23 protein-coding genes are annotated in these 24,418 nt (G+C 28.6%); 19 read left to right on the top strand and 4 right to left on the bottom strand.

The genetic code is table 11. From position 1 onward, the window contains the following. The 7 genes from RSF37_RS03415 to RSF37_RS03445 form a co-directional block, all read left to right on the top strand. On the top strand, positions 1–1,478 hold a 1,478-nt coding region (locus RSF37_RS03415; RefSeq protein ID WP_332562985.1), incomplete at its 5' end, for a DNA translocase FtsK. Between the two features lie 105 nt (positions 1,479–1,583). After that, positions 1,584–2,930, top strand: a complete 1,347-nt coding sequence (gene rimO / locus RSF37_RS03420; RefSeq protein WP_332562986.1) for a 30S ribosomal protein S12 methylthiotransferase RimO — start codon at positions 1,584–1,586, stop codon at positions 2,928–2,930. Beyond that, positions 2,914–3,504: a CDP-diacylglycerol--glycerol-3-phosphate 3-phosphatidyltransferase gene (pgsA, locus tag RSF37_RS03425; RefSeq protein WP_332562987.1), complete on the top strand. Its 591-nt coding sequence runs from the start codon at positions 2,914–2,916 to the stop codon at positions 3,502–3,504. The genes rimO and pgsA overlap by 17 nt, the downstream gene beginning before the upstream one ends. A gap of 142 nt (positions 3,505–3,646) precedes the next feature. Then, positions 3,647–4,708 carry a recombinase RecA gene (gene recA / locus RSF37_RS03430; RefSeq protein WP_332562988.1) on the top strand — a complete coding sequence of 354 codons (1,062 nt, stop codon included), beginning with the start codon at positions 3,647–3,649 and terminating at the stop codon, positions 4,706–4,708. Between the two features lie 317 nt (positions 4,709–5,025). Continuing rightward, entirely contained in the window at positions 5,026–6,570 is a 1,545-nt protein-coding gene (rny, locus tag RSF37_RS03435; RefSeq protein ID WP_438520706.1) for a ribonuclease Y, read from the top strand. A gap of 167 nt (positions 6,571–6,737) precedes the next feature. Further along, a complete protein-coding gene (locus RSF37_RS03440; protein WP_332562989.1) occupies positions 6,738–6,998 on the top strand; it encodes a stage V sporulation protein S in 261 nt (86 codons plus the stop codon). Between the two features lie 161 nt (positions 6,999–7,159). Beyond that, positions 7,160–7,420 carry an HPr family phosphocarrier protein gene (locus RSF37_RS03445; RefSeq protein ID WP_332562990.1) on the top strand — a complete coding sequence of 87 codons (261 nt, stop codon included), beginning with the start codon at positions 7,160–7,162 and terminating at the stop codon, positions 7,418–7,420. A 93-nt stretch (positions 7,421–7,513) separates the two neighbouring features. Here the strand turns inward: RSF37_RS03445 and RSF37_RS03450 are convergent, their stop codons facing one another. Beyond that, positions 7,514–7,729: a DUF378 domain-containing protein gene (locus RSF37_RS03450; protein ID WP_332562991.1), complete on the bottom strand. Its 216-nt coding sequence runs from the start codon at positions 7,727–7,729 to the stop codon at positions 7,514–7,516. Between the two features lie 166 nt (positions 7,730–7,895). On the opposite strand from RSF37_RS03450, the gene purB reads away from it, so the two are divergent. The 7 genes from purB to RSF37_RS03485 all read left to right on the top strand — a co-directional run bounded on the left by purB (position 7,896) and on the right by RSF37_RS03485 (position 15,586). Beyond that, complete coding sequence (gene purB, locus RSF37_RS03455) at positions 7,896–9,326, top strand: adenylosuccinate lyase (protein ID WP_332562992.1); 1,431 nt, start codon at positions 7,896–7,898, stop codon at positions 9,324–9,326. A 109-nt stretch (positions 9,327–9,435) separates the two neighbouring features. Next, complete coding sequence (locus RSF37_RS03460; RefSeq protein WP_332562993.1) at positions 9,436–10,614, top strand: MFS transporter; 1,179 nt, start codon at positions 9,436–9,438, stop codon at positions 10,612–10,614. A 51-nt stretch (positions 10,615–10,665) separates the two neighbouring features. Further along, positions 10,666–11,589: an ABC transporter substrate-binding protein gene (locus RSF37_RS03465; RefSeq protein WP_332562994.1), complete on the top strand. Its 924-nt coding sequence runs from the start codon at positions 10,666–10,668 to the stop codon at positions 11,587–11,589. Next, positions 11,570–12,601 (top strand): FecCD family ABC transporter permease, encoded by a 1,032-nt coding sequence (locus RSF37_RS03470; RefSeq protein ID WP_332562995.1) that lies wholly within the window; start codon positions 11,570–11,572, stop codon positions 12,599–12,601. Before RSF37_RS03465 ends, RSF37_RS03470 begins: the two co-directional genes overlap by 20 nt. Before the next feature lie 9 nt (positions 12,602–12,610). Beyond that, positions 12,611–13,366 carry an ABC transporter ATP-binding protein gene (locus tag RSF37_RS03475; protein WP_332562996.1) on the top strand — a complete coding sequence of 252 codons (756 nt, stop codon included), beginning with the start codon at positions 12,611–12,613 and terminating at the stop codon, positions 13,364–13,366. A gap of 14 nt (positions 13,367–13,380) precedes the next feature. Then, on the top strand, positions 13,381–14,028 hold the full coding sequence (locus RSF37_RS03480) for a diphthine--ammonia ligase (protein WP_332562997.1): 648 nt from the start codon (positions 13,381–13,383) through the stop codon (positions 14,026–14,028). A gap of 22 nt (positions 14,029–14,050) precedes the next feature. After that, positions 14,051–15,586, top strand: a complete 1,536-nt coding sequence (locus tag RSF37_RS03485) for a cobyric acid synthase (protein WP_332562998.1) — start codon at positions 14,051–14,053, stop codon at positions 15,584–15,586. A 538-nt stretch (positions 15,587–16,124) separates the two neighbouring features. Here RSF37_RS03485 and RSF37_RS03490 read toward each other — a convergent pair. Further along, complete coding sequence (locus RSF37_RS03490; RefSeq protein ID WP_332562999.1) at positions 16,125–17,534, bottom strand: MFS transporter; 1,410 nt, start codon at positions 17,532–17,534, stop codon at positions 16,125–16,127. A gap of 140 nt (positions 17,535–17,674) precedes the next feature. Then, positions 17,675–18,697, bottom strand: coding sequence for a branched-chain amino acid aminotransferase (locus RSF37_RS03495; RefSeq protein WP_332563000.1), 1,023 nt, complete (start codon positions 18,695–18,697; stop codon positions 17,675–17,677). A 256-nt stretch (positions 18,698–18,953) separates the two neighbouring features. Here RSF37_RS03495 and RSF37_RS03500 point away from each other — a divergent pair, with 256 nt between their 5' ends. The 3 genes from RSF37_RS03500 (at position 18,954) to RSF37_RS03510 (ending at position 22,065) form a co-directional block, all read left to right on the top strand. After that, entirely contained in the window at positions 18,954–20,831 is a 1,878-nt protein-coding gene (locus tag RSF37_RS03500) for an FUSC family protein (protein ID WP_332563001.1), read from the top strand. Between the two features lie 121 nt (positions 20,832–20,952). Continuing rightward, entirely contained in the window at positions 20,953–21,570 is a 618-nt protein-coding gene (locus RSF37_RS03505; protein WP_332563002.1) for an alpha/beta hydrolase, read from the top strand. 15 nt (positions 21,571–21,585) lie between these two features. Next, on the top strand, positions 21,586–22,065 hold the full coding sequence (locus RSF37_RS03510; protein ID WP_332563003.1) for a cupin domain-containing protein: 480 nt from the start codon (positions 21,586–21,588) through the stop codon (positions 22,063–22,065). A gap of 34 nt (positions 22,066–22,099) precedes the next feature. On the opposite strand, the gene RSF37_RS03515 is transcribed toward RSF37_RS03510, so the two are convergent. Then, positions 22,100–22,915: a mechanosensitive ion channel family protein gene (locus RSF37_RS03515; protein WP_332563004.1), complete on the bottom strand. Its 816-nt coding sequence runs from the start codon at positions 22,913–22,915 to the stop codon at positions 22,100–22,102. Positions 22,916–23,215: 300 nt separating this feature from the next. Here RSF37_RS03515 and RSF37_RS03520 point away from each other — a divergent pair, with 300 nt between their 5' ends. Beyond that, positions 23,216–23,917: a radical SAM protein gene (locus tag RSF37_RS03520; RefSeq protein WP_332563009.1), complete on the top strand. Its 702-nt coding sequence runs from the start codon at positions 23,216–23,218 to the stop codon at positions 23,915–23,917. Then, complete coding sequence (locus RSF37_RS03525; RefSeq protein WP_332563005.1) at positions 23,910–24,398, top strand: QueT transporter family protein; 489 nt, start codon at positions 23,910–23,912, stop codon at positions 24,396–24,398. Before RSF37_RS03520 ends, RSF37_RS03525 begins: the two co-directional genes overlap by 8 nt. The last annotated feature ends 20 nt before the right edge of the window (positions 24,399–24,418 follow it).

Consider the following 24,418-nt stretch of genomic DNA (forward strand, 5'->3'; position numbering starts at 1 on the left):
TTTTAGAAGATAAATCTCTAGAAAATAAAGAAGAGTATAGATATCCAGAGGTTGCTCTACTTAAATATAATAGCGGAACAAAATTAAATAAAAATGACAAGCAAGAGCTTATTGAGAGTGCAGGTAAATTATCTGATACTTTAGCTAGCTTTGGTGTTGATGCTAAAGTTAATCAAGTAACCAAAGGACCTTCAGTTACAAGATTTGAATTACAACCAAGTCCAGGGGTTAAGGTTAGTAAAATAGTTAATCTTTCTGATGATATAGCACTAGGTCTTGCGGCTTCAGGAGTTAGAATTGAAGCGCCAATACCAGGTAAGGCTGCAGTAGGTATAGAAGTGCCAAATAAAGAGCAGACACCAGTATTCTTAAGAGAAGTGTTGGAATCAGTGGAATTTACTAATACAAACAAAAAATTAGCATTTGCATTAGGAAAAGATATAGGTGGAAAATGTGTTGTTGGTGATTTGAGTAAAATGCCACATACTTTAATAGCTGGGGCAACTGGGTCAGGAAAGAGTGTTTGCATTAATACGTTAATAGTTAGTTTACTATATAAATATTCTCCAGATGAAGTAAAGCTGCTTATGGTAGATCCTAAGGTGGTTGAACTTAGTGTATATAATGGTATTCCACATTTATTAATTCCTGTTGTAACAGATCCAAAAAAAGCTGCAGGAGCCTTAAATTGGGCTGTAAATGAAATGACTAGGAGATATAAATTATTTGCTGACTCTGGAGCGAGAAATATAGATTCATACAATGCATTATATGATAGTGGAGCAATAGAAGAAAAACTACCGTATATAGTTATTATTGTAGATGAACTTGCAGATTTAATGATGGTATGTGCAAATGATGTTGAAGATTATATAGGTAGATTAGCACAGATGGCTAGAGCTGCAGGAATGCACTTAGTAATTGCAACACAAAGACCATCTGTAGATGTTGTAACAGGGGTAATAAAGGCAAATATTCCATCTAGAATATCATTTGCAGTTTCATCTCAAATCGATTCAAGAACAATATTAGATAGTGGTGGAGCTGAAAAACTATTAGGTAAGGGTGACATGTTATACTATCCAGTTGGTGAAAGTAAGCCGCTTAGAGTTCAAGGTTGTTTCATTTCTGAAGAAGAGGTGGAAAAGGTTGTTGAATTTGTTAAAAGTGGAGACCGTGAAGCTGAGTATAAAGAAGAAATAATAGAACATATAAACAGTGAGGTGGAGTCTACTAATTCAAAAGGTCAAGATGATGATGTTGATGAATTGTTAAATGAGGCTATAAAGGTTGTAGTTGATTACGGACAAGCCTCAACTTCATTTTTACAAAGAAGGCTTAGAATTGGATTTAATAGAGCATCAAGGATAATGGATGATTTGGAAAATAGAGGGATAATATCTGCTAAAGATGGTAGTAGGCCAAGGCAAGTATTAGTTAGCAAAGATGAATTATTAGCAATGGATGAGGCTGAATAGCAATTATTAATGAAAGCTAGAAAATTTTATCTTGTAATGCTAGAAAAACAGTTATAAAATAGTTAAGTACAAAAGTATTTTTTTAGAACGTAGGAGGAAAAAAGTTTGACGAAATATAAAGTGGGAATGGTTAGCTTAGGATGCGATAAGAATAGAGTAGATTCTGAAATAATGTTAGGGGTTATGAATAAGGTTTATGAAATAACTAATAATCCTAAGGAAGCTGATATAATTATAGTTAACACATGCGGGTTCATAGAGAAAGCAAAACAAGAATCTATTGATACAATATTAGAAATGGCAAAATATAAAACAGAGAATAGATGCAAATTGTTAATTGCAACTGGATGCTTAACACAAAGATATGGTAAAGATCTTCAAGAACTTATGCCTGAAATAGACATAATGTTAGGAGTTAACGACTATAATAAAATAGATAAGTTAATAAAAGAATTTATAGCAAATGAACATATCGAAGATAAATTTACAGAAGTAAATTATTCAGATGAAAACATAAATGAAGGTGAAAGAGTACTTACAACAGAATCAAGCACAGCGTATATAAGAATAGCTGAGGGGTGTAATAATTTCTGCACGTACTGCATAATTCCAAAGATAAGAGGGAAATTTAGAAGTAGAGAGATGGAAAATATTATAAAAGAAGCTAAAGAACTTGCTAGTAAGGGTATAAAAGAAATAATACTTATAGCACAGGACACAACTTTATATGGTAGTGATATTTATGGTGAAAAAACTCTTCATATATTATTGAAAGAATTATCAAAAATAGAGGAATTAAAATGGATAAGGGTATTATATTGTTACCCAGAAGAAATTTACGATGAACTTATTGATGAGATTTCAGTTAATGACAAGGTAGTTAAATACTTAGACCTTCCAATACAACACATTAGTAATAATATACTAAAGCTTATGGGGAGAAGGACTACTAAAGAAGATATAATAAACAAAATAGATAAACTAAGAACAGCAATGCCTAATATTGCATTAAGAACATCTTTAATCGTTGGGTTCCCTAATGAATCAGAAGAAGATTTTAATGAACTTAAAGATTTCTTAATAGAATACAAACTTGAAAAAGTAGGAGTATTTAAATATTCAAGAGAAGAAGGAACAGCTGCTGCTATAATGGATAACCAAATAGATGAAGAGATAAAAGCTGCTAGAGAAAACGAACTTATGGTAACGCAAAGTAAAATCTCTGAAGAAATAAATAGTTTGAAAATTGGAAAGATATATGATATTCTTGTTGAAGGATACAATGGAGAATATTACTATGGAAGAAATTATGAAATGGCACCAGAAATAGATGGCAATGTATTATTTACAAGACACTGCGCTATTAATAAAGGTGACTTCACTCAAGTTAGAATAGAAAAAAACACAGAGTATGATTTAATAGGAGTTGGTATGTGTGAATCTTGCAAATAAATTAACGCTACTAAGAATGCTCTTAGTACCAATTTTTTTAATATTTATAGCATTAAATGGAATTCCTTACGGTACTTTTATTGCAACTTTCATTTTTGTTATTGCTTCAATAACAGATAAACTTGATGGTTATATTGCAAGAAGTAGAAATGAGATAACTAATTTTGGTAAATTCATGGATCCTTTAGCAGATAAATTATTAGTTACAGCAGCATTGATATCACTTGTAGAATTTAGAGTTGTTCCAAGTTGGGCAGCAGTTATAATAATAGCAAGAGAATTTGCGGTATCAGGACTTAGAACACTTGCAGCATCAGAAGGTAAAGTAATTGCAGCAAGTTGGTGGGGGAAAATTAAAACAGTTATTCAAATAGTAGCAATAATATTACTTTTAATAGAAGTAAATATTGCACAGAGCCAATATTTATTTGATATTGTAACAAATAATACGTTCCTACTTAATTTCTTTGAGTATGTACCTAATATATGCTTGAATATCGCAGTTGTTATAACAATAGTATCTGGTTATGATTATTTCAGAAAAAACAAGAGTGTAATATCAACTAATAAATGATTAAAAAAATTTAAATATGGCAATGATTATAAAAGTTCCTTCTAAAAGTTGGGACTTTTATCTATATTAACAGTTGACTATATAAGATGAGTAAATTATAATTATATATAGAACATAAGTTCGATGAGAGGATGGTGTATTAATGAATAATATAGATTCAAATAAATTAAAAGCAATAGAAGCTGCAATGGGACAGATAGAAAAACAATTTGGTAAAGGTTCAGTTATGAAACTTGGGGAAAATTCAGTTTTAAGTATTGATTCAATACCTACAGGATGTTTAGACTTAGATATTGGACTTGGTATTGGCGGAGTTCCTAGAGGAAGAATTATAGAAATATATGGACCAGAAAGTTCAGGTAAGACCACAGTAGCGCTTCATATAGTAGCAGAGACACAAAAACAGGGTGGAGCAGTAGCGTTTATTGATGCTGAGCATGCTTTAGATCCTTCATATGCTAGAAAAATAGGGGTGGATACTGAAAGTTTAATAGTATCACAACCAGATACAGGAGAACAGGGACTTGAAATTGCAGAAGCATTAGTGCGTTCAGGTGCAATTGACACTATTGTTATTGATTCTGTTGCTGCATTAGTTCCTAGAGCTGAAATTGAAGGCGAAATGGGTGATGCTCACGTAGGGCTTCAAGCAAGATTAATGTCACAAGCGTTAAGAAAGCTTGCAGGAACAATAAGTAAGACTAATTGTGTTGCTATATTCATAAATCAACTTAGAGAAAAAGTAGGTGTTATGTTTGGTAGTCCAGAGACAACTCCTGGTGGAAGAGCATTAAAATTCTATTCATCTGTAAGAATGGATGTTAGAAGAATAGATTCTATAAAACAAGGCGAAAGTATTGTAGGTAACAGAACAAGAGTTAAGATAATAAAGAATAAGGTAGCTCCACCATTTAGACAAGCAGAATTCGACATAATGTACAATGAAGGTATTTCTAGAGAAGGAAATATAATTGATGTTGGCGTTAAAGAAGAAATAGTACAAAAAAGTGGTGCATGGTTCTCTTATGGCGATATTAGATTAGGTCAAGGAAGAGAAAATTCTAAAGGTTATCTTAAGGAAAATCCAGAAGTAGCTTTAGAAATTGAAAATAAAATTAGAGGAAAACATAATCTGCCTCTAATGAAAGATTCAAAGATGGTAAATGAAGCAACAGATAACAAAGAAAGTAAAGAAAAAAAATAAAAATAAGTTTTTAAATGGTAAGGGATTTTTTACATAAAAGCTTCCTTACCATTTTTTATAAAATATTATAAAAAAACGCAAGGTAAACCTTTACTGAAAGCTTAAAAAAAAGGTTTAAATAGTGCGAAAAAAAGAGAAAAAAAGAGAATTATAGAGAAAATATTATAATTAACTCTTTAAATAACTCAACTTGACATAATTTTATTTTTACTATACAATAATAACAAATACTGGTTTATCATATTCCAAAAATAACAGTGAGAAAACAGTATGACACCTACTAGGCTTCATTCAAAAATAAGCAAGGGGGTGTTAATATGACACAAATTATAACAATGATAGTTGTTGATATAGTTGTGCTGTTAATATTAGGAATAGTAGTTTATAAAACAACAAAGACTACATCACAAAACAAAGTTGAATCTCTTGAAAGGGATGCTGAAAGAATTGTAGAGGATGCTAAAAAAGATGCAGAAGCTATGAAGAAAGAAGCTATTCTAGAAGCAAAAGAAGAGGTTCATAGATTAAGAAATGATTTAGAAAAAGATTCTCGTGAGAGAAGAAGTGAAATTCAACGACTTGAAAGAAGAGTTTTACAAAGAGAAGAATCTCTTGACAAAAAGAGTGATTTTCTTGAGAAAAAAGAAGAAATAATCAATGGTAGAATGAATGACATTGAACAGTTAGAAAAGGAAGCCCAAGAACTTCATGAACAAAGAAGAGGGGAGCTTGAAAGAGTTGCAAACCTTTCAAGTGAAGAAGCTCGTCAAATAATATTAGATGAAGTTAAAAGAGAAGTTTCTCATGATGCTGCTATTATGGTTAAAGAAATAGAAAGCAAGGCAAAAGAAGAAGCTGACAAGAAGGCGAGAGAAATTGTAACAACAGCAATACAAAGATGTGCTGCTGATCACGTTTCAGAAACTACTGTACATGTTGTGGCTTTACCTAACGATGAAATGAAGGGTAGAATAATAGGTAGAGAAGGAAGAAACATTAGAACCCTAGAAACTTTAACAGGAGTAGACTTAATTATAGATGATACTCCAGAAGCAGTAATTTTATCAAGCTTTGATCCTATAAGGAGAGAAGTTGCTAGAATGGCACTTGAAAAGTTAATAGTGGATGGTAGAATACATCCAGCAAGAATCGAAGAGATGGTTGAAAGAGCTCAAAAAGATATCGAAAATGATATAAAGGAAGAAGGAGAACAAGCAACATTAGAAACTGCTGTTCATGGACTTCATCCAGAACTTACTAGACTACTTGGTAGATTAAAGTACAGAACTAGCTATGGTCAAAATGTGTTAAAGCATTCCATAGAAGTTTCATATTTAGCTGGTCTAATGGCTTCAGAATTAGGTTTAGATGTTACTCTAGCTAGAAGAGCAGGTTTACTACATGATATAGGAAAGGCTGTAGATCAAGAGCAAGAAGGACCACATGCAATTATTGGGGCTGATCTTGCTAAGAAGTATGGTGAATCAAAAACTGTAGTAAATGCAATAGGAGCCCATCATGGCGATGTTGAAATGCAATCTTTAGAAGCTATTTTGGTTCAGGCAGCAGATGCAATATCAGCAGCAAGACCAGGTGCAAGAAGAGAAACATTAGAGGCATATATAAAGAGATTAGAGAAGTTAGAAGAAATTGCTAACTCATATGAAGGTGTAGAAAAGTCATATGCCATTCAAGCTGGTAGAGAGATTAGAATTATGGTTAAACCAGATCAAATTGATGATGTTGGATCAGTTGAACTTGCTAGAAGTCTTGCAAAGAGTATAGAAGAGCAATTAGAATATCCAGGTCAGATAAAAATTAATGTTATTAGAGAAACTAGATCAATTGATTTTGCAAAATAAATAATTGATATTAAAATACATTTTGTTAAAACAAAATGTATTTTTTTTATATTTTTATAAAAATTTAAAGGGATTTTGTAATATTAGTAGAATATATAATATATACAATAATATGGTTCATATTCAATGTAAACGATTAGTAATAAGATGTAGGAGGAAAGATAAAAATGGAAGTATTAAAAGTTTCAACAAAATCAAACCCAAATTCAGTAGCAGGAGCATTAGCTGCAATAATTAAAGAAAAAAATATAGTAGAGATTCAAGCTGTAGGGGCAGGAGCTATAAATCAAGCTGTAAAAGCCATAGCAATAGCTAGAGGGTTTGTAGCTCCAAGTGGAAAGGATATAATTTGTGTGCCAGCATTTACTGATATAATAATAGATGGTGAAGAAAGAACAGCTATAAAACTTATAGTTCAGCCTAGATAGAAATAGATGATATTTATAAAGAAAATATATAGAAAATTTTTATTATGCAATTATATTTAAATTTAACTTATTGAATGGTTGAAATTTTCTGTGAAAACATTTATAATAAAGTGGTTAGTAAAATATTAACTTATAAAAATTAAGCAAAGAGGTGTATTTACATGGTATCTAAAGAGGTTTTAGTTAAAAACGCTACTGGTTTACACGCTAGACCAGCAACTTTATTAGTTAAAAAAGCTTCATCTTTCAAATCAGATGTAAGCATAGAATTCAACGGAAAGAAAGCAAATGTTAAGAGCTTAATCGGTGTTCTTTCATTAGCTGTTACTGCAAATTCAGTAGTAAACGTTATTGCTTCAGGAGATGACGAAGCTTTAGCTTGCGAAGAAATTTCAAAATTAATCGAAAACTTAGAAGATTAATTTAATTTAAAGAAAAAGGTTCCTAAATATTAGGAACCTTTTTCTTTTTTGCAAAAATATAACTTTATGTATAAAAATCAATATATATGATTTTTACTTTAATGATATAAGTTTGCATCTGAAAAGTAAACTTATTAAATTAATACTAGATATTGCAATTAGAACATAAACTATTCTTGATATCATACCAAAACCAAAGCTTAAAGAAGTAACTAAGTTAAAATTTAATAATCCTATCAAACCCCAGTTAATAGATCCGATTATTACAAGTAAAAAAGATAGTTTGTCAAATATGTTTAATTTACACATAAAAATTCTCCTTTCATTTCTTTCTATCATATATATATGATAGGTAATTCCAAATAATTACATAAGGAAAAGTTTTTTATAAAAAGGTGAAAATAGAAAAAAATTATGTTATAATACGAATGATATGATAACATAATAAAAATATATTCGTATTGGAGGCAATAAAATGAGAGATTTATACAATACACCTTTAAATTCAAGATATGCATCAAAGGAAATGAGTTATATATTTTCAGATAACATGAAGTTTACAACATGGAGAAAATTATGGCTTGCACTAGCAGAATGCGAGAAGGAATTAGGGTTAAATATAACAGAAGAACAAATAAATGAATTAAAGGAAAATGTAAATAATATAAATTATGATGAGGCTATAAGAAGAGAAAAAGAAGTAAGACATGATGTTATGAGTCATGTTTATGCATATGGATTACAATGTCCGAAAGCTAAGGGAATAATACACCTTGGTGCAACAAGCTGTTATGTTGGGGATAATACAGATGTAATAGTAATGAGAGATGCTCTACTATTAATTAAGAAAAAAATAGTTACAGTATTAGATAGATTAAGTAAGTTTGCTATTGAATATAAAGATATGCCTACATTAGGTTTTACACATTTCCAACCAGCACAACTTACAACAGTAGGTAAGAGAGCTACTCTTTGGATGCAAGACTTAGTTATGGATATAGAAAATATTGATTTCTTATTAACTACTTTAAAACTAAGAGGTGTTAAGGGTACAACAGGTACTCAAGCTAGCTTTATGAACCTTTTTGAAGGGGATGAAGAAAAAGTTAAGGAACTAGATGAAAAAGTAGCAAAAAAAATGGGATTCTCAAAGAGTTATGGAGTTACTGGGCAAACATATCCAAGAAAACTTGATTCAATAGTTTTAAATACATTATCTGAAGTTGCACAAAGTTGCTATAAATTTAGTAATGATTTAAGATTACTTCAGAGTATGAAAGAAATGGAAGAACCTTTTGAAAAGAATCAAATAGGATCATCAGCAATGGCATATAAAAGAAATCCTATGAGAAGTGAACGAATGGGAGCTCTTGCAAGATATGTTATAGTTGATGCACTTAATCCAGCAATTACAGCATCAACTCAATGGTTTGAAAGAACATTAGATGACTCTGCTAACAAAAGAATTGCAATGGCAGAAGGATTCTTAGCATTAGATGGAGTACTTAACTTATATATCAATATATCAGAAAATATGGTTGTATATGATAAGGTAATTGCATCACATGTAGATAAAGAGTTACCATTTATGGCAACAGAGAATATAATTATGGAAGCTGTTAAGCGTGGAGGAGATAGACAAGAACTTCATGAGTTAATAAGAGAGCATTCAATGGCAGCGGCAGCTAGAGTTAAAGGTGAAGGTCTTGACAATGATTTAATTAGAAGAATAATAGAAGATGAGAATATGATTCTTTCAGAAAGTGAAATTATTGAAATAATAGATCCTACAAAATTTGTAGGTAGAGCACCAACACAAGTTGTAGAATTTATAAAAGAATATGTAGAGCCTATAGTCAAAGAAAATAAAGAAGCAATCAATGTAAAAAGTGATATAACAGTATAGATTTTATAAACTAGAGGTAACGATTGGTTACCCTAGTTTTTTTTGCTTTATAATAATATATATCCTATGATATAATAAACGTGTTTACAAAAGATGAAGGGAGATAAATATGAATAAGAAAAGCAAGATAATCTCAACTATTTTAATATATTTAGTTATGATTATAATGGCAGTAACTGAAGGCTTAATTAATATTTTTACTGTACCTCTTAAAAATGGTTTTGGTATAAATGATACTATGTTATCAATAATGTTTATGTGTGGATCAATAGCATACTTAATATTTAATTATATAGGGGGTATGTTATGCGATAAGATAGGGCAGAAAAAACTATTTTTAATCGGTTTAATAGGAGCCGCAGTTGCAAACATCATACAAGGTGTGGCACCTAATTTCACAGTATTTTTATTAGCATTTGCAATGATTCAAGCATTCCTTGGAATAATGTCTATTGCAGCAAACACTATAATACCGGTATTATGGATTACAGGACAAGCTATTGCAATGAATTTAACACATTTTGCATATGGTGTGGGTCTTTCTGCATCACAAAAATTATCAGGAGTTTTAATTACTGATGGTATAAGTTGGAGAAATATATACATAGGAACTGCAATAATTACATTAATAATATTTGTACTCTTTATGTTTGCAAAACTTCCAAAAGGAGAAAATGAAAATAGAGAAGAGAGAGTACCGTTAAAAGTTATTTTAAGTGATAAATTAATATGGATATTCTTTTTAGGATTAGGTTTTTATATAGTAGCAGAACAAGGAACTGGAAGATGGCTACCTACTTATATAAAAACTAATTATTCAACATTCACTGATTCTCAAATAGCATCATATGTATCACTATTCTTTTTATTATTTACAATAGGAAGATTAGTTGGTGGATTTATTGTTGAAAAGATAGGATCTCAAGTAGCTGTTAGAGCCTTTTCATTAATTGGAGGTACATTATTTATAATTGGACTTTTAATTGGAGAGAAGGGACTATATATAATATCAATATCAGGATTTTTCTTTTCAATAATGTTCCCTACAGTTGTAGTAATACTAAGTAATACATTTAAAAACAGTACTGCATATATTACTGGTGTAGTAATATCATTTGCAAATATAGTAAATACAATAATGAATTTAGTTATTGGTACAGCATCCGATGCTATTGGAATGCAAAAAGCAATATTTATAATGCCAGTATCAATACTTATATCATTTGTATTTTTATGTTTTGCTACAAAAGTAATAAAAACTAGACAAAAAGAATTAAATAAAGCTTAATGAATTTGGAAACAATAAAGGTAGAAAATACATTTATTAATGGAGGAACATATGAAAAAAAATAAATTAATTAAAAAATTAGCATTTTGTGTAAGTTTACTATTCATTTTAGGAATATTTGTAGGTTGTGGTGAAAATTCACAAACTATGAAAGATAGAGAAGGAAATGAATTTACAGTCCCTAAAAAAATAGATAAAATAATATCTACAGCGCCATCAAATACTGAAATATTAGTTGGACTAGGTCTTGGAGATAAAATAATAGCAACTGATGATTATTCAAAAGATGTAAAAGGTATTAAAGGTGATTTACCAAAAATAAGTATTGAAAAACCAGACCCAGAAACTATAATATCATTAAAGCCAGATCTTGTAGTTGCCTCAGAACACAATATACCAGGGGGAGAAGATCCATTTAAGTCAATTAAAGATGCAGGAATACCTGTTGTATATATACCAAGTAGTAAAAGCTTTGAAGCTATATATGAGGATATAGATTTCTTAGGCAAGGTGACTAATACTGAAGCTAAAGCAAATGAAATGGTAGATGGCATGAAAAAGGAAGTTAATAAAATAAAGGAAATTGGCGATAAAATAAAAGATAAAAAATCAGTATATTTTGAGATAGGTCCAGCACCTACTTTGTATAGTTTTGGTTCAGATACATTTTTAAATGAAATGATTGAAATAGCTGGTGGAAAAAATATTTTTGCTGATCAAAAAGAATGGATTCAACCAAGTGAAGAATCTGTAGTTGATAAAAATCCAGATGTTATATTAACAAATGTAAATTATATTAAAGACCCTGTAAAAGAAATTGAATCAAGAAAAGGCTGGAGTACTATAAATGCCGTGAAGAACAAGAAAGTTTATTCAATAAATACTAATGAATCATCACGTGCATCACAGTTTTCAGTAAATGCATTAAAAGAAATCGCTAAGGATTTATATCCAAATGAGTATAAAGACCAATAGAAATATTAGGTTATCATTAATATCAATTCCTATAGTATTTTTTATAATATGTATTGGAACTTCCATTGGAAGTTCCAATATTAATTTATTAGATATTGTTTCAATAATAGGAAATAAATTAATTGGTATTCCTTTAAGAAGTGGAATTACAGGGCAAGAAATAGCTATAATATGGGATATTAGACTTCCAAGAGTTTTATTAGCATTTTTAGTAGGTGGAGCTTTATCTGTTAGTGGAGCAGTTGTACAATCTATATTGAAAAATCCGCTTGCATCACCATATACGCTAGGAGTTTCATCGGGAGCGGGATTAGGAGCAGCTCTTATGATAATTTTTGGTATTAATATACCTATTATTGGCACAACTTTTAGTTTGCCTATAGTGGGATTTATATTTGGACTCTTAACAGTTGTGTTAGTTTTATTATTTTCGAAAAGTGTTGATAAATTATTAACTAATAATACGATAATTTTAGCTGGAATGGTTTTTTCACTTTTTTTAAATGCAATGCTCACAACGATAGGTTCTATGCATGGAGATAGTATAAAAGCAATAAGCTTATGGCAAATGGGTTCATTTGCAATGAAAGGGTGGAAATATGTATTGGTATTTATTCCATTTATAATAATAGGATTAATAGGAGTATTAGTTAACACAAAAGAGATGGATATATTAACATTTGGAGAAGATAATGCAAAAGCAGTTGGTGTGAATACAACAAAAATAAAGACGAGATTATTTATATTTACAGCAATTCTTACAGGAAGTGCTGTGTCACTAAGTGGTATAATAGGATTTGTTGATTTAATAGCACCTCATGTAATTAGAAGAGTATTTGGAGCTAAACATAGTTTTGTAATACCTATGTCATTTATATTTGGTGGTTGTTTAATGACAATAGCAGATTTAATTTCTAGAACTATAATAGTTCCGTCAGAATTGCCAGTTGGTGCAATAACAGCAATAATTGGAGCGCCATTTTTTGCATATATATACTTTAAGAAAAAGTAGGGGATATTTTTGATAGAATTAAAGAATGTAAGCACGGGATATGAAAAGATAAATGTAATTGAAGACATAAGTTTTAATGTTAAGAAAAATGAGCTGTTTTGTATAATTGGTCCAAATGGATGCGGAAAAAGTACTCTATTAAAAGCTATAGCAAATATTAATAAGTATGATGGAAGTATAAAAATACAAGGCAAAGAGATAAATAATATAGATAGAAAAGATTTAGCTAAAGAAGTAGCTCTTATGTCTCAAATAACAGAAGTATATTTTTCATACACAGTATATGAAACGATATCATTAGGAAGATACCCTCATATAAAAGGGATATTTGGAAGTTTGAGTGAAAATGATATGGAAATTATTGATGAAGTAATTAAAGATCTTTCACTTAATGATATACAAGAAAAATATATAAATGAATTATCAGGTGGCCAGTTACAAAGAGTATTTTTAGCACGTACATTTGTTCAAGATCCTAAAATAATATTATTAGATGAGCCAACAAACCATCTTGATTTTAAACATCAAATAGAGTTATTAGATAATTTGAAAAAATGGTGCAAACAGGGGGAAAGAGCTGTAATTGGCGTTCTTCATGATTTGAACCTAGTACAAATGTATGCTGAAAGAGTAGCATTGATTAATAATGGGAAAATGGTTCAAATTGATACAAGTCAAAATATATTAAGGTCTAAGGAAATAGAATCAGTATACGGAGTTAAGGTAAGAGAATTTATGATTAAAGTATTAGAAAAATGGATATAAGGAGAAGGTGACATATGAAAAGATTTGTTTTATCATATAGCTGTGGAAAGGATAGCACATTAGCTTTACACAGACTGATTAAAAGAGGAAATAAGCCATTAGCATTAATAGTAACAGTAAATAAGGAAGTAAATAGATCCTGGTTTCATGGAGTACCAGATGAAGTTTTAAATAGAGTATCCAAATCATTAGACATTCCACTAATAAAAGTTATCTGTAGTGGAAATGAGTATGAAAATGAATTCGAAAAAGCATTAATAAAATCCAAAGAGTTAGGTGCAACTGCATGTGCATTTGGAGACATAGATATAATAGAACATAGAAAATGGTGTGATGATAGATGTAAAAACGTAGGAATGGAATCAGAATTTCCATTATGGCAAGAAGATAGAGAAGAGATAACTAACGAAGTTATACAAAGTGGATTTAAAGCTATGGTAAAATGCTGTAATAATAAATTTTTAGGAGAAGATTTTTTAGGGGAAATATTAACTAAAGACCTAATTAAAAAGATAAAAGATTGTGGAGCAGATGCATGTGGAGAAAATGGGGAATATCATACATTTGTTTTTGACGGTCCTATATTCAAAGAACAAGTGAAATTTGTGCAAAAAGAAATATTTAAGAATAATGGATATAATCATTTAATAATCGAGGAGTAAAATGTTAAAGAGGTGACAAAGGATGAGCAATAGTATAATGATTTTAGGAACAGCATCCTCAGTAGGTAAAAGCACTGTAGCAACAGCGCTTTGCAGATATTTAAAGAAGAATGGGTATAATGTAGCACCATTTAAATCACTTAATATATCATTAAATTCTGGAGTTACAAAGCAAGGTGAAGAGATAGGACGAGCACAGTTAGTTCAAGCAGAAGCTTGTGAAATTATCGCTGAGGGATTAATGAACCCTGTTCTTATAAAACCATCTGTTAATAAAAAAACACAAGTTATAGTGAATGGTAAAGTATACTGCGATATGGAAAATTGCGATTATAATGATTTAAATAGAGATTTAAAATCATTTGTAAAGGAAGCATATGAAAATTTAAGTGATAAATACGATAATATAGTTATTGAAGGTTCAGGAAGCTGTTGCGAAATAAATTTAAAAGATACTGATATAGCAAACTTTTATACTGCAAAAATAACTAATTCAGATGTTATTTTAGTTGGAGATATAGATAAAGGTGGTATTTTTGCATCTATTTATGGTACTGTAATGCTTTTAGAAGAGGATGAAAGAAAGCGTATAAAAGGTGTTATAATAAATAAATTTAGAGGTGACTTAGAAAGTTTTAAACCAGCATTAAAACAATTAGAAGAGTTAATAAAAATACCAGTTTTAGGGGTATTGCCTTATGAGGATTTAGATATTGAAGATGAAGATAGTGTAACAGAAAGATTAAGGAGTAATAAAAAAAGTGGACTAAATATTGCTATAATAAAGCTTCCACATATGTCAAATTTCACAGATTTTTATCCTTTAGAATTAGAAAAAAATATAAATATAAGATATGTAAAAACACCTAAGGAACTAGAAGGTGCAAATTTAATAATTATACCAGGTAGTAAAAATACAATTTATGACTTAGAATCTATAAAAGAAAATGGATTATTTGATAAAATACTCGAATTACATAAAGATGGATCAAGCATAATGGGCATATGTGGTGGATTTCAAATGCTTGGTAATTGTATAATCGATGCCTTAGGAGTAGAAGGTGAGAAAAGAATTATTGATGGATTTGATCTATTACCTTTGAAGACTAAATTTGCATCAGATAAAAAAACTTCAATATCAAAAGGGATAGTTTGTTCTATGGAAAATGAATTGAAGGAGATTTCAAATGTAAGAGTATATGGATATGAAATACACAACGGCAGTAGTGAGATGATAGACGGCCAAGGAGAGGTTCTAATAATAGACAACAATAGTAATGTGATAGGTATATCAAATACAAAAGGAGACGTTTTAGGAACATATATACATGGTATATTTGAAGGGACAGAGTTTAGACATAAACTGCTGAATCATTTTAAAGATAAATATAATGTTATTATAGAAAATAGTTTTGAAGAAAAAGAAAATTATAAGAAGTATAAATTAAAACAATATGATAAATTATGTAGTACATTTGAAAAAAATATAGATGCTGATAAAGTTTTAGAAATTTTATATGGAAAAAAAGTGAAGGGAGAAAACTCAGTAGATGATTAACATAAATCATATTATAGATGTGGCAACTATTGCAATTTTTTTTTATTTGATAGATTTATTATGGAAAAGTAGCAAAATATATAATAACCTAACAGCAAAAAGTTTTTTTAGTAAAAAAATCAATAAACTAATTTTAATGATTGTATCAATTATTTTGATTGTAATATGTATAATATTAGGTAATAAATTTAGTGGGTACTTAGTAGCAAATGACAGTTTCGAAATTACTATAAAAGGAATACCACTATTAATTTTATATATTATATCTTCATTAATCTTTACAAATAACAATTCAAAAAAAAGCACTAATATATAGTATTAGTGCTTTTTAAATAAATATATATTCTTAAATAAAATCCTCGTAAATAAGTATTAAATCACCTAATAATAAATCAAATCTATCTTGTAAAAGGATATATATAGATTAAATGGGTGATATGAACAAGATTCTTCAATCTAAAATATTAAGGGGAATAGAAAAAACAATATTATGGAAATGAAAAATAGGATTGGCTATATAGCTAATCCTATTTTTTTATTAATAATCTTTAGAAGTTAGATAATCTATAAGAGATAATATAAATGCAATTATGCAAGTTATCGAAACAATTATATATACATATTTCATACCATAGACAAATATTTCTGGTTTTCCTTGAACAGTTCCAAGCACTTTATATCCTGCAGCTTCACTCATTTTATAATATAAAAAAGAAGTGGAAGCAGATACCCCAAAAGCTAAACCTAAATTTCTAATTAATGCATTAGATCCACCAGCAATACCTAGCTTATCTTTAGGAACTGATGACATTATAAGATTTGTATTAGGAGATTGGAAAAGTCCATTTGAGAAACCTAAGAGTGATAACATTAAAATTAATGTTGTCCTTGAAGTATGACTGTCAGTAGTTGATAGTAAATACATACTTAGTGCAGTTAAAAATAATCCTACTAAAGTCAATTTTTTACTACCAATTTTATCTGATAGACTACCACTTAATGGAGCTATAATAAATAAAATTAGAGGATAAAATAACATTACAATAGATATTTGTTCAGCGGAATAATTTAGAACATCACTAAGGTAAAATGGTTGTATTACATTTATAGTATTAATTGCAGCAAATGATATAAATGCACAAAATAAGTTTAATGAGAAAGTCCTCTTTTTGAAAAGCTTAAGATGCAGCATTGGTGATACAACTTTTTTTTCAACTAATATAAATAAGATAAATAATATTATACCAACTACGAATCCTAGTATTATATAAATATTAGTAAAACCTAAATTTTGACCAAGCATTATAGATGTAAAGATTAGTAAAGTTGTTAAGGCAAATAAAGTAGCACCTTTACTATCAAATGCTTCTCCTATAGATTTATTTTCGATTGGTAAATATTTTTTTCCTAAATAATATGCAATTATTCCGATAGGTATATTTATAAGGAAAATAAAATGCCAAGATAAATATGTTACGATAAATCCGCCTAGCGCAGGACCAAGTAGAGACCCTAAGGCTACAAATGATCCTGATATACCAAGAGCACGACCTCTTTCATCAGGTGGGAATACATCTGTTATAATTCCTTGATTTGTTGACATAATCATAGCAGCACCAATTGCTTGAAGAATTCTAGCTAATACTAATATCTCTATATTAGGAGATAAAGCACATAAAAGTGATCCGAAGATGAAACCTAAAATACCATTATTAAAAATTAAGCTCTTGCTTTTTATGTCGCCAAGACGTCCAAATATTAAAATAGCAGCTGAAATTACAATAAGGTATGCGCTCACAATCCATTCAGCACTAGACATTTCAATATTTAATTTAGTACTAATAGTTGGCAACGCAACATTTACAATACTACTATCTAAACAAGCCATAAATGGTTGAGTAACAAGTACCGCCAATATTAGCCATTTATTTTTATTACTAATTTTCATATAATTCCCCCATTAAAAGTTAATTTAGTACTATATTAGTATAAATTAATAATTTTAATAAAAGATGAACGAAAAAATATTTTTATAAAATCTAAGAATTTAAAAAGCCTCCTTAGAAACTCTAAGGAGGCTTTTTAATATTACTTAACTTTGTAGATCCATTCATTCGGAGCAGTTACATCTCCAAATTGTATACCAACTAAAGTATCATATAATTTTTTAGTAATAGGTCCAACTTCTTTTTCACTATAAAAAACGTGAAGATTATCTTCAAACTTAATTCCACCAATTGGTGTGATAACAGCAGCTGTACCACAAGCGCCAGCTTCACTAAACTTGTCTAGGTCACTTACTAAAACATCCTCTTCTGATACTTCCATATCAAAATAATCTCTAGCAATTTCTAGTAATGAATATTTAGTTATACTAGGTAAAATAGAAGGTGAAAGTGGTGTTATAAATTTATTATCAGTCGTTATACCAAAGAAGTTTGCAGAACCAACTTCTTCAATTTTTGTATGTGTTGCAGGATCCAAAAAAATGGCATCAGCATAGCCATTTTCTTTAGCAATTTTTTGAGCTATAAGGCTTCCTGCATAATTTCCTCCAACTTTTTGTGCACCAGTTCCATTTGGTGCAGCTCTATCATAATCAGATATAATGAAGTTTACTGGCTTCATTCCACCTTTAAAATACGGTCCAACTGGAATACAAAAAACTGAAAAAATAAATTTGTTAGCTGGTTTAAGACCAATATTATCCCCAACTCCAATTAAAAATGGTCTTAAGTATAAAGTAGCTCCAGTTCCATACGGAGGAACAAAATGTTCATTTGCTTTGATAACTTGCATGCAAGCATCAATGAATTTTTCCTCTGGAACCTCTGGCATAAGAAGTCGTGCGCAACTATCATTTAATCTTTGGGCATTTTTATCAGGTCTAAATAGTTGTATATCACCATCTTTTGTTCGATATGCTTTTAATCCTTCAAAACATTGTTGTCCATAATGTAATGCTGGAGAACCCTCTTCTAAACTAAGTATATTATCTTCTACTAAAGCACCATCATCCCATTTTCCATCTTTCCAAATAGAAACGTAACGATAGTCGGTTTTTATATAATCAAAACCTAACTCTTCCCAATTAATATTTACTTTACTCATAATTGTCATTACCTTAACTGATTTAAAGTAATTTGCCTCCCTTCAGATATTGCTTATTTAGAATTACATTGTAATAATTCTTATTATAATTATAGTACAAAGGAAATACCAAATAAAGAACTTATTTGAATAAAAGGTATTAATTTATGGTAAAAATACTATTTAGTAATAGTAAAATTGCAAATTAATCATTTTCTATTAACAAATTAATTATATAATACAAGATAAATAACAAAAAGAAGAAGAGGAATTTAAAATGAATCAAATATTAAAAAAATTTAAGGATACTATTCCAGTTGCAGTATTATCCTTAATTATATTATTTATAAATTTAAGGTTTTTTGGAATAAATAATATAATAATAGCACCCTACATGACACTCACATTTATTAGAATGAAGAATTATATAATGATAGAAAAAAATATAACAAAACCGTTATATATCCATTTACTTATTGGAGTAGTCGCATCATTAGCTAGTATAGGCGTAGTACATACAATTATAATTAATTTAAGTGCAATATTTTTACTAGCTTATTTTTTAACAGATGATTATAATCCAGATAGTTATTTCCCATACTTAATGGCATTTGTTTTTCTACAATTATTTACTACACCAATAAGTGAGATTCCCAAAAGATTATTAGCAATAGTTACATCATATACGGTAGTATTTATTTTTTTACTGCTGTTTTCAAAGCGCGGAATTAAATCTCATATTAAAATATTAATAGAAAAAGGGAAAGAGAGCGTTTTAACTGAATTGAGGTATCTATATTCTGGAGAGCTTTCTAAATTAGAAAAAGAACAATATAATTTATTTGAAATATGTAAAGAGCTAAATAGAGTTGTATATTCAAGTGAAAAGGGTGAATATTATCCATTTATAATACTTTTTCAACATTTCAATAATATAATTGCAGAATTTATAGATAATAAAATGCAAACTAAAGAAGATAAAGTATATATAAAGAACTTAGAAAATCTAATTTTGAAATTAAAAGTAAATAAAAATATTAATTTGGAAATAAGCTCAAATTTAATAATAGATTTTTTAAATACATATAAGTTAGAGGATAAATATATGAACACATATATTGGATTTATACTAAATTACTTAATATCTGCTATAAAAGAGTTTAAAGGTGCACAAAAATCAACAATAAAAAAACTTTTTGATTTTTCAAATTCAAGTTGTTATTTTAATAAATATAAAATATCATTAAATGAATTTAAGATAAGATTTGCACTGAGAATAACAATTTTATTAACACTAGCTTTTACAAGTATAAAATTATTTCAAATTCCAAAGGGATATTGGATTCCGATGACTATATTTTTATTAACTCTTCCTTTTTATGAAGATAGTAAAATAAGAATTAAACAAAGGTTTAAAGGGACACTAATTGGAATAATAATTTCATTTGTACTATTTTCTATTTTTAAAGATATGCAGGCACATATTGTTATTATAGTTATATCAACAATTTTAATGTACTACTTTTCAGATTATAAAATTATGACAATTTATGTTACATGCTACGCACTTGCAATTTCGACCATAACAATGGGTGATGGGGAAGCTGTTCTTCTTAGAATATGTTATACAGGAATATCTGCAGTTGTCGTTCTCTTTGCCAATAATTTTTTATTCCCAAACAAAAATCATATCGAATTGATAAATATGCTTCATAAATTAATAGAATTAGATAAAATACTATTAAGTAAGATTGATGAAATGCTTGAAGGAAAATTTGACTTAGAAGAAATAAAAAAGATATTATTCTCATCATATTTAATAAGTGGGAGACTTCAAATTCATTTTCAAAGTTTAGATAGTAAAGAACTCAAAGAAGTAATATTTAGAAACAATCAATTTACAACCCTTATTATACATTCATGTGTTATATTATCTTTAGAAAAAAAAGATTGTATTGATGAATGTTATGTTGAAAAGTGTACTGAAAATATGAAAGAAATTTTTGATTCCATTTATAATGGTACATATAATAGTTGCTGTAATATTAATTTAGTAGATCATTCAGATAGCTATAAAAATTATAAATTATTAGAATGTATAAAAAAGGCAAGTGATGTTTCAGACTCAATACAAAAGTTAAAGAAAAAAATTTAAATGAAAGTTCTTAGTTTTTTTAATGTATGTTCTTATAAAAAGATATAATTTCAAATTTGTGAAACAAATTTATGATATTCTGAAATAAATATTATATTAAACTAGAAAGAAGATGTTTATTATGAATAGTATTGTAAAATCATATTGGGGAATGAATTTAAAACCTGTTATAATTGGTAAAGGTAGTGATACATTAGCTGTTATTACACCAGGAATAGGTTATACGCTTGATAGGGTATCATTAGAGTATTCTTCAGAACTGTGTTTAGAACTTGGATATGATGTGTTAAAAATTGAATATGGATTTCAGATAGGTAGAAGAGATTTTAATTCTGAAGAGGAATTTAGTATTATTGCAGAAGAATCAGTAGCATTATTAAATTCATCATTAAATAAAAAATACAAAAAAATTGTTTTCATAGGGAAAAGTATTGGAACTTGTGTTCAAAATGTATTAAATGATAGGGTACATGGATTGGATATAATAAATATATATTTAAGTCCAGTAAACAAAACTGTTGAAATGGGAATACAGAGTAATTCTCTTGTAATTACAGGTAGTAGTGATCCACTATTAACAAAAGATAATTCAGATAAGATAAGCAAATTAAGTGGAATAAATTATATAAGAATTGATGGTGCTAATCATGCATTAAATATTGAAGGTGATGCAGTTAAAAGTTTGGAAGTTCAGTTAAATATAATTAAATGTATAAAGAAATATTTGAAATCTAATTAAAAAGGAGGTACTTAGGTGGATTCTAAGTATTATATAAAAAATTTAAATATGGAAAAACATCCTGAAGGTGGTTATTTTAAAGAATCATTTATATCAAATGATAGTTTTATTAAAGATGGCAATAATAAAATATTATGGACTAGTATATATTTTCTTCTCCATACCGGAGAAGTATCAAATTTTCACAGATTGAAGTCAGATGAAATGTGGTATTTTCATGATGGAGAAGCTTTGACAATATATATGATTACTCTAGAAGGACTATTAATAGAAAAGAAATTAGGCCTTAACATATTAAATGGAGAAGAACCACAAATATTAGTTCCTAAAGGATATATATTTGGGTCTGCTATGAATAATAATGGTTTTTCATTGGTTGGTTGTATGGTTTCACCAGGATTCGATTTTAACGAATTTGAATTATTTGAAAGAGCTGAATTATTATCTTTGTATCCTGAATATATTGAGATAATAACAAGATTGACTATTAAATAAAAAGTGTTCAGCATTTGTATGCTGAACACTTTTTTTAGTTATATTTCTTTACATGAAGATCCATTTGAGGATATGGAATAGAAATATTCTCTTCATCAAATCTAATTTTAACTTTTTCGATTAAATTAAAGTGTATATCCCAATAGTCTTCAGTCGCAGCCCATACTCTAACAACAAAATTTACGGAGTTATCAGCAAGTTCACTTACTGCAACAAAAGGCTCAGTATCTTTTAATATTTTAGAATCACTATTTATTATTTCAGTTAAAATAGTTTTAACTTGCAATATGTTTGCTTCATAACCTACACTAAAAGTTAAATCGACTCTTCGAAGAGCCTTAGAAGAATAATTAACTAAAGTTCCATTTGCAAGTGCTCCATTTGGTACAAGTATTTCTTTGTTATCTGGTGTTAAAATATGAGTATAAAAAATACTTATTTTTTCAACAGTACCTTGGTAGCTTGATGTTTCTATGTAATCTGAAACATTAAATGGTCTAAGAAGAAGTATAATAACACCACCAGCGAAATTACTAAGACTACCTTGTAAGGCTAGTCCAAGAGCTAGACCAGCTGATGCTAAAATTGCAGCGAAGCTTGCCATTGGTATCCCAACAAAAGATAAAAAAGCTACAACTAAAAGGATTTTTAATGAAATATCTGTAAGTGCATTAAAAAATGAAGTTAAAGTTATATCAACCTTTTGATTTTGTAGAAATTTGTGCAATGTTTGTAGAAGCTTATCAACTACTTTCCATCCAATCCAAAGTCCTAAAAGCCCTAGAATCAGTTTTAGTCCACTTGTCGTGGCCCAAGTAAATATAGTATTATAAATATCTGAAAAATTCATAATGTATCTCCTCCTAATGTATAAAATTTATTATCAAATAAGTATAAGCGATTATAAAGAAGTAAAGCAATGAATAAAAATGCTAATATTGTTTGATTTTTCAAATAATATGTGAAATATTGAAATTGTGAAAGAATTAATATATAATATAACTATATTAAATAAAGACAGTTCGAAAGCCTCCTGTCTTAAAATAAAACTAAGGCATTATCTAATAAATGAAATTAGAGGGTGGCTTTATGTCGCCCTTTTTTATTTATTTGTATTTGTGCCATTACAAAGGAGAGTATATAAATGGAAATGCAAAGATATAGTAAGATTTATGGAAAAAACGAGAGAGAAATGGTAATGGTTAAAGGATTCCCTTGTAAATGGGGAAAGTGTAAATTTTGTGACTACATCAATGATAATTCTACTGATGAACAAGAAATAATTAAATTTAATAAAGAAATATTAAAAAATATAACGGGGGAATTTAAAGTATTAGATGTAATAAATTCAGGTAGTATATTCGAAGTACCTGAACAAACATTACTTGATATTAAGAAAATCATCGAAGATAAAAAAATAAATAAAATATTTGTAGAGTGTCATTGGCTATATAAAGATCGATTAGATGAAATAAGAAATTTTTTTAATATTCCTATAGTATTTAGATGTGGTGTAGAAACATTTGATAATGAATTTAGATTAAAATTTTTAAATAAAGGTGCAGGCTTTAAACGTTATGAAGAGGTAAATAAATATTTTGAGTCAGTTTGTTTATTAGTTGGAATAAAAGGACAGACTAAAGAGATGATAAAAAAAGATATTTATATTTTAGAAAACTACTTTGAAAAAGGTTGTGTGAATGTGTATGTTGAAAATACAACAGCTTTGAAAAGAGATGAAGAACTAATTAAATGGTTTGAAGAAGAATATTCTTATTTAGATAAAAATGAAAATATTGAAGTCCTTATGAATAATACTGATTTAGGAGTTGGAAGTGAGATAGATGAATAATTCTAAATCTGTATATATATTATCAAAGTTAGCTATTGTTGCAGCATTATATGTCGTAATAACTTTTTCTATAATGCCGATAGGTTATGGACCAATACAGATAAGATTATCTGAGATCTTAGTTTTATTAGCTTTTTTTGATAAAAGATATATTATTAGTTTAACAATAGGATGTTTTTTTGCTAATCTTTTAAGTCCTTTAGGAGTAATAGATGTAATTGTTGGAACTTTAGGTACTTTTTTTTCAGCATATGCTATAAGTAAAACAAAAAGTTTATTCTTAGCTACATTATGGCCAAGTATATTTTGTATTCCAGTAGTATTAATATTGCATATACTTGTTGGATTGCCATTTTTTTTATATTTATTTGGATTTATGATAGGAGAAGTTTTATCAGTTACTATAATTGGATATCCAATAATGAAAGTACTATTTAGAAAAGAAAAATTTTTACATTTAATTGATCTTAAAAGAATATAAATATAAAATAGTTTAGATTA

This window comes from Clostridium sp. (assembly GCF_036643715.1).
In the GTDB taxonomy this organism is placed as follows: Bacteria; Bacillota; Clostridia; order Clostridiales; family Clostridiaceae; genus Clostridium.

What these genes read in the sequence shown, in the direction of transcription:
- RSF37_RS03470 (WP_332562995.1), top strand. Translation starts at nt 11,570, where the DNA reads ATGAGTATAAAGACCAATAGAAATATTAGGTTATCATTAATATCAATT.
- rny (WP_438520706.1), top strand. Translation starts at nt 5,026, where the DNA reads ATGACACAAATTATAACAATGATAGTTGTTGATATAGTTGTGCTGTTA.
- RSF37_RS03445 (WP_332562990.1), top strand. Translation starts at nt 7,160, where the DNA reads ATGGTATCTAAAGAGGTTTTAGTTAAAAACGCTACTGGTTTACACGCT.
- RSF37_RS03480 (WP_332562997.1), top strand. Translation starts at nt 13,381, where the DNA reads ATGAAAAGATTTGTTTTATCATATAGCTGTGGAAAGGATAGCACATTA.
- RSF37_RS03525 (WP_332563005.1), top strand. Translation starts at nt 23,910, where the DNA reads ATGAATAATTCTAAATCTGTATATATATTATCAAAGTTAGCTATTGTT.
- RSF37_RS03495 (WP_332563000.1), bottom strand. Translation starts at nt 18,697, where the DNA reads ATGAGTAAAGTAAATATTAATTGGGAAGAGTTAGGTTTTGATTATATA.
- RSF37_RS03450 (WP_332562991.1), bottom strand. Translation starts at nt 7,729, where the DNA reads ATGTGTAAATTAAACATATTTGACAAACTATCTTTTTTACTTGTAATA.
- RSF37_RS03440 (WP_332562989.1), top strand. Translation starts at nt 6,738, where the DNA reads ATGGAAGTATTAAAAGTTTCAACAAAATCAAACCCAAATTCAGTAGCA.
- RSF37_RS03465 (WP_332562994.1), top strand. Translation starts at nt 10,666, where the DNA reads ATGAAAAAAAATAAATTAATTAAAAAATTAGCATTTTGTGTAAGTTTA.
- RSF37_RS03515 (WP_332563004.1), bottom strand. Translation starts at nt 22,915, where the DNA reads ATGAATTTTTCAGATATTTATAATACTATATTTACTTGGGCCACGACA.
- RSF37_RS03485 (WP_332562998.1), top strand. Translation starts at nt 14,051, where the DNA reads ATGAGCAATAGTATAATGATTTTAGGAACAGCATCCTCAGTAGGTAAA.
- RSF37_RS03520 (WP_332563009.1), top strand. Translation starts at nt 23,216, where the DNA reads ATGCAAAGATATAGTAAGATTTATGGAAAAAACGAGAGAGAAATGGTA.
- RSF37_RS03505 (WP_332563002.1), top strand. Translation starts at nt 20,953, where the DNA reads ATGAATAGTATTGTAAAATCATATTGGGGAATGAATTTAAAACCTGTT.
- RSF37_RS03460 (WP_332562993.1), top strand. Translation starts at nt 9,436, where the DNA reads ATGAATAAGAAAAGCAAGATAATCTCAACTATTTTAATATATTTAGTT.
- purB (WP_332562992.1), top strand. Translation starts at nt 7,896, where the DNA reads ATGAGAGATTTATACAATACACCTTTAAATTCAAGATATGCATCAAAG.
- RSF37_RS03500 (WP_332563001.1), top strand. Translation starts at nt 18,954, where the DNA reads ATGAATCAAATATTAAAAAAATTTAAGGATACTATTCCAGTTGCAGTA.
- RSF37_RS03490 (WP_332562999.1), bottom strand. Translation starts at nt 17,534, where the DNA reads ATGAAAATTAGTAATAAAAATAAATGGCTAATATTGGCGGTACTTGTT.
- recA (WP_332562988.1), top strand. Translation starts at nt 3,647, where the DNA reads ATGAATAATATAGATTCAAATAAATTAAAAGCAATAGAAGCTGCAATG.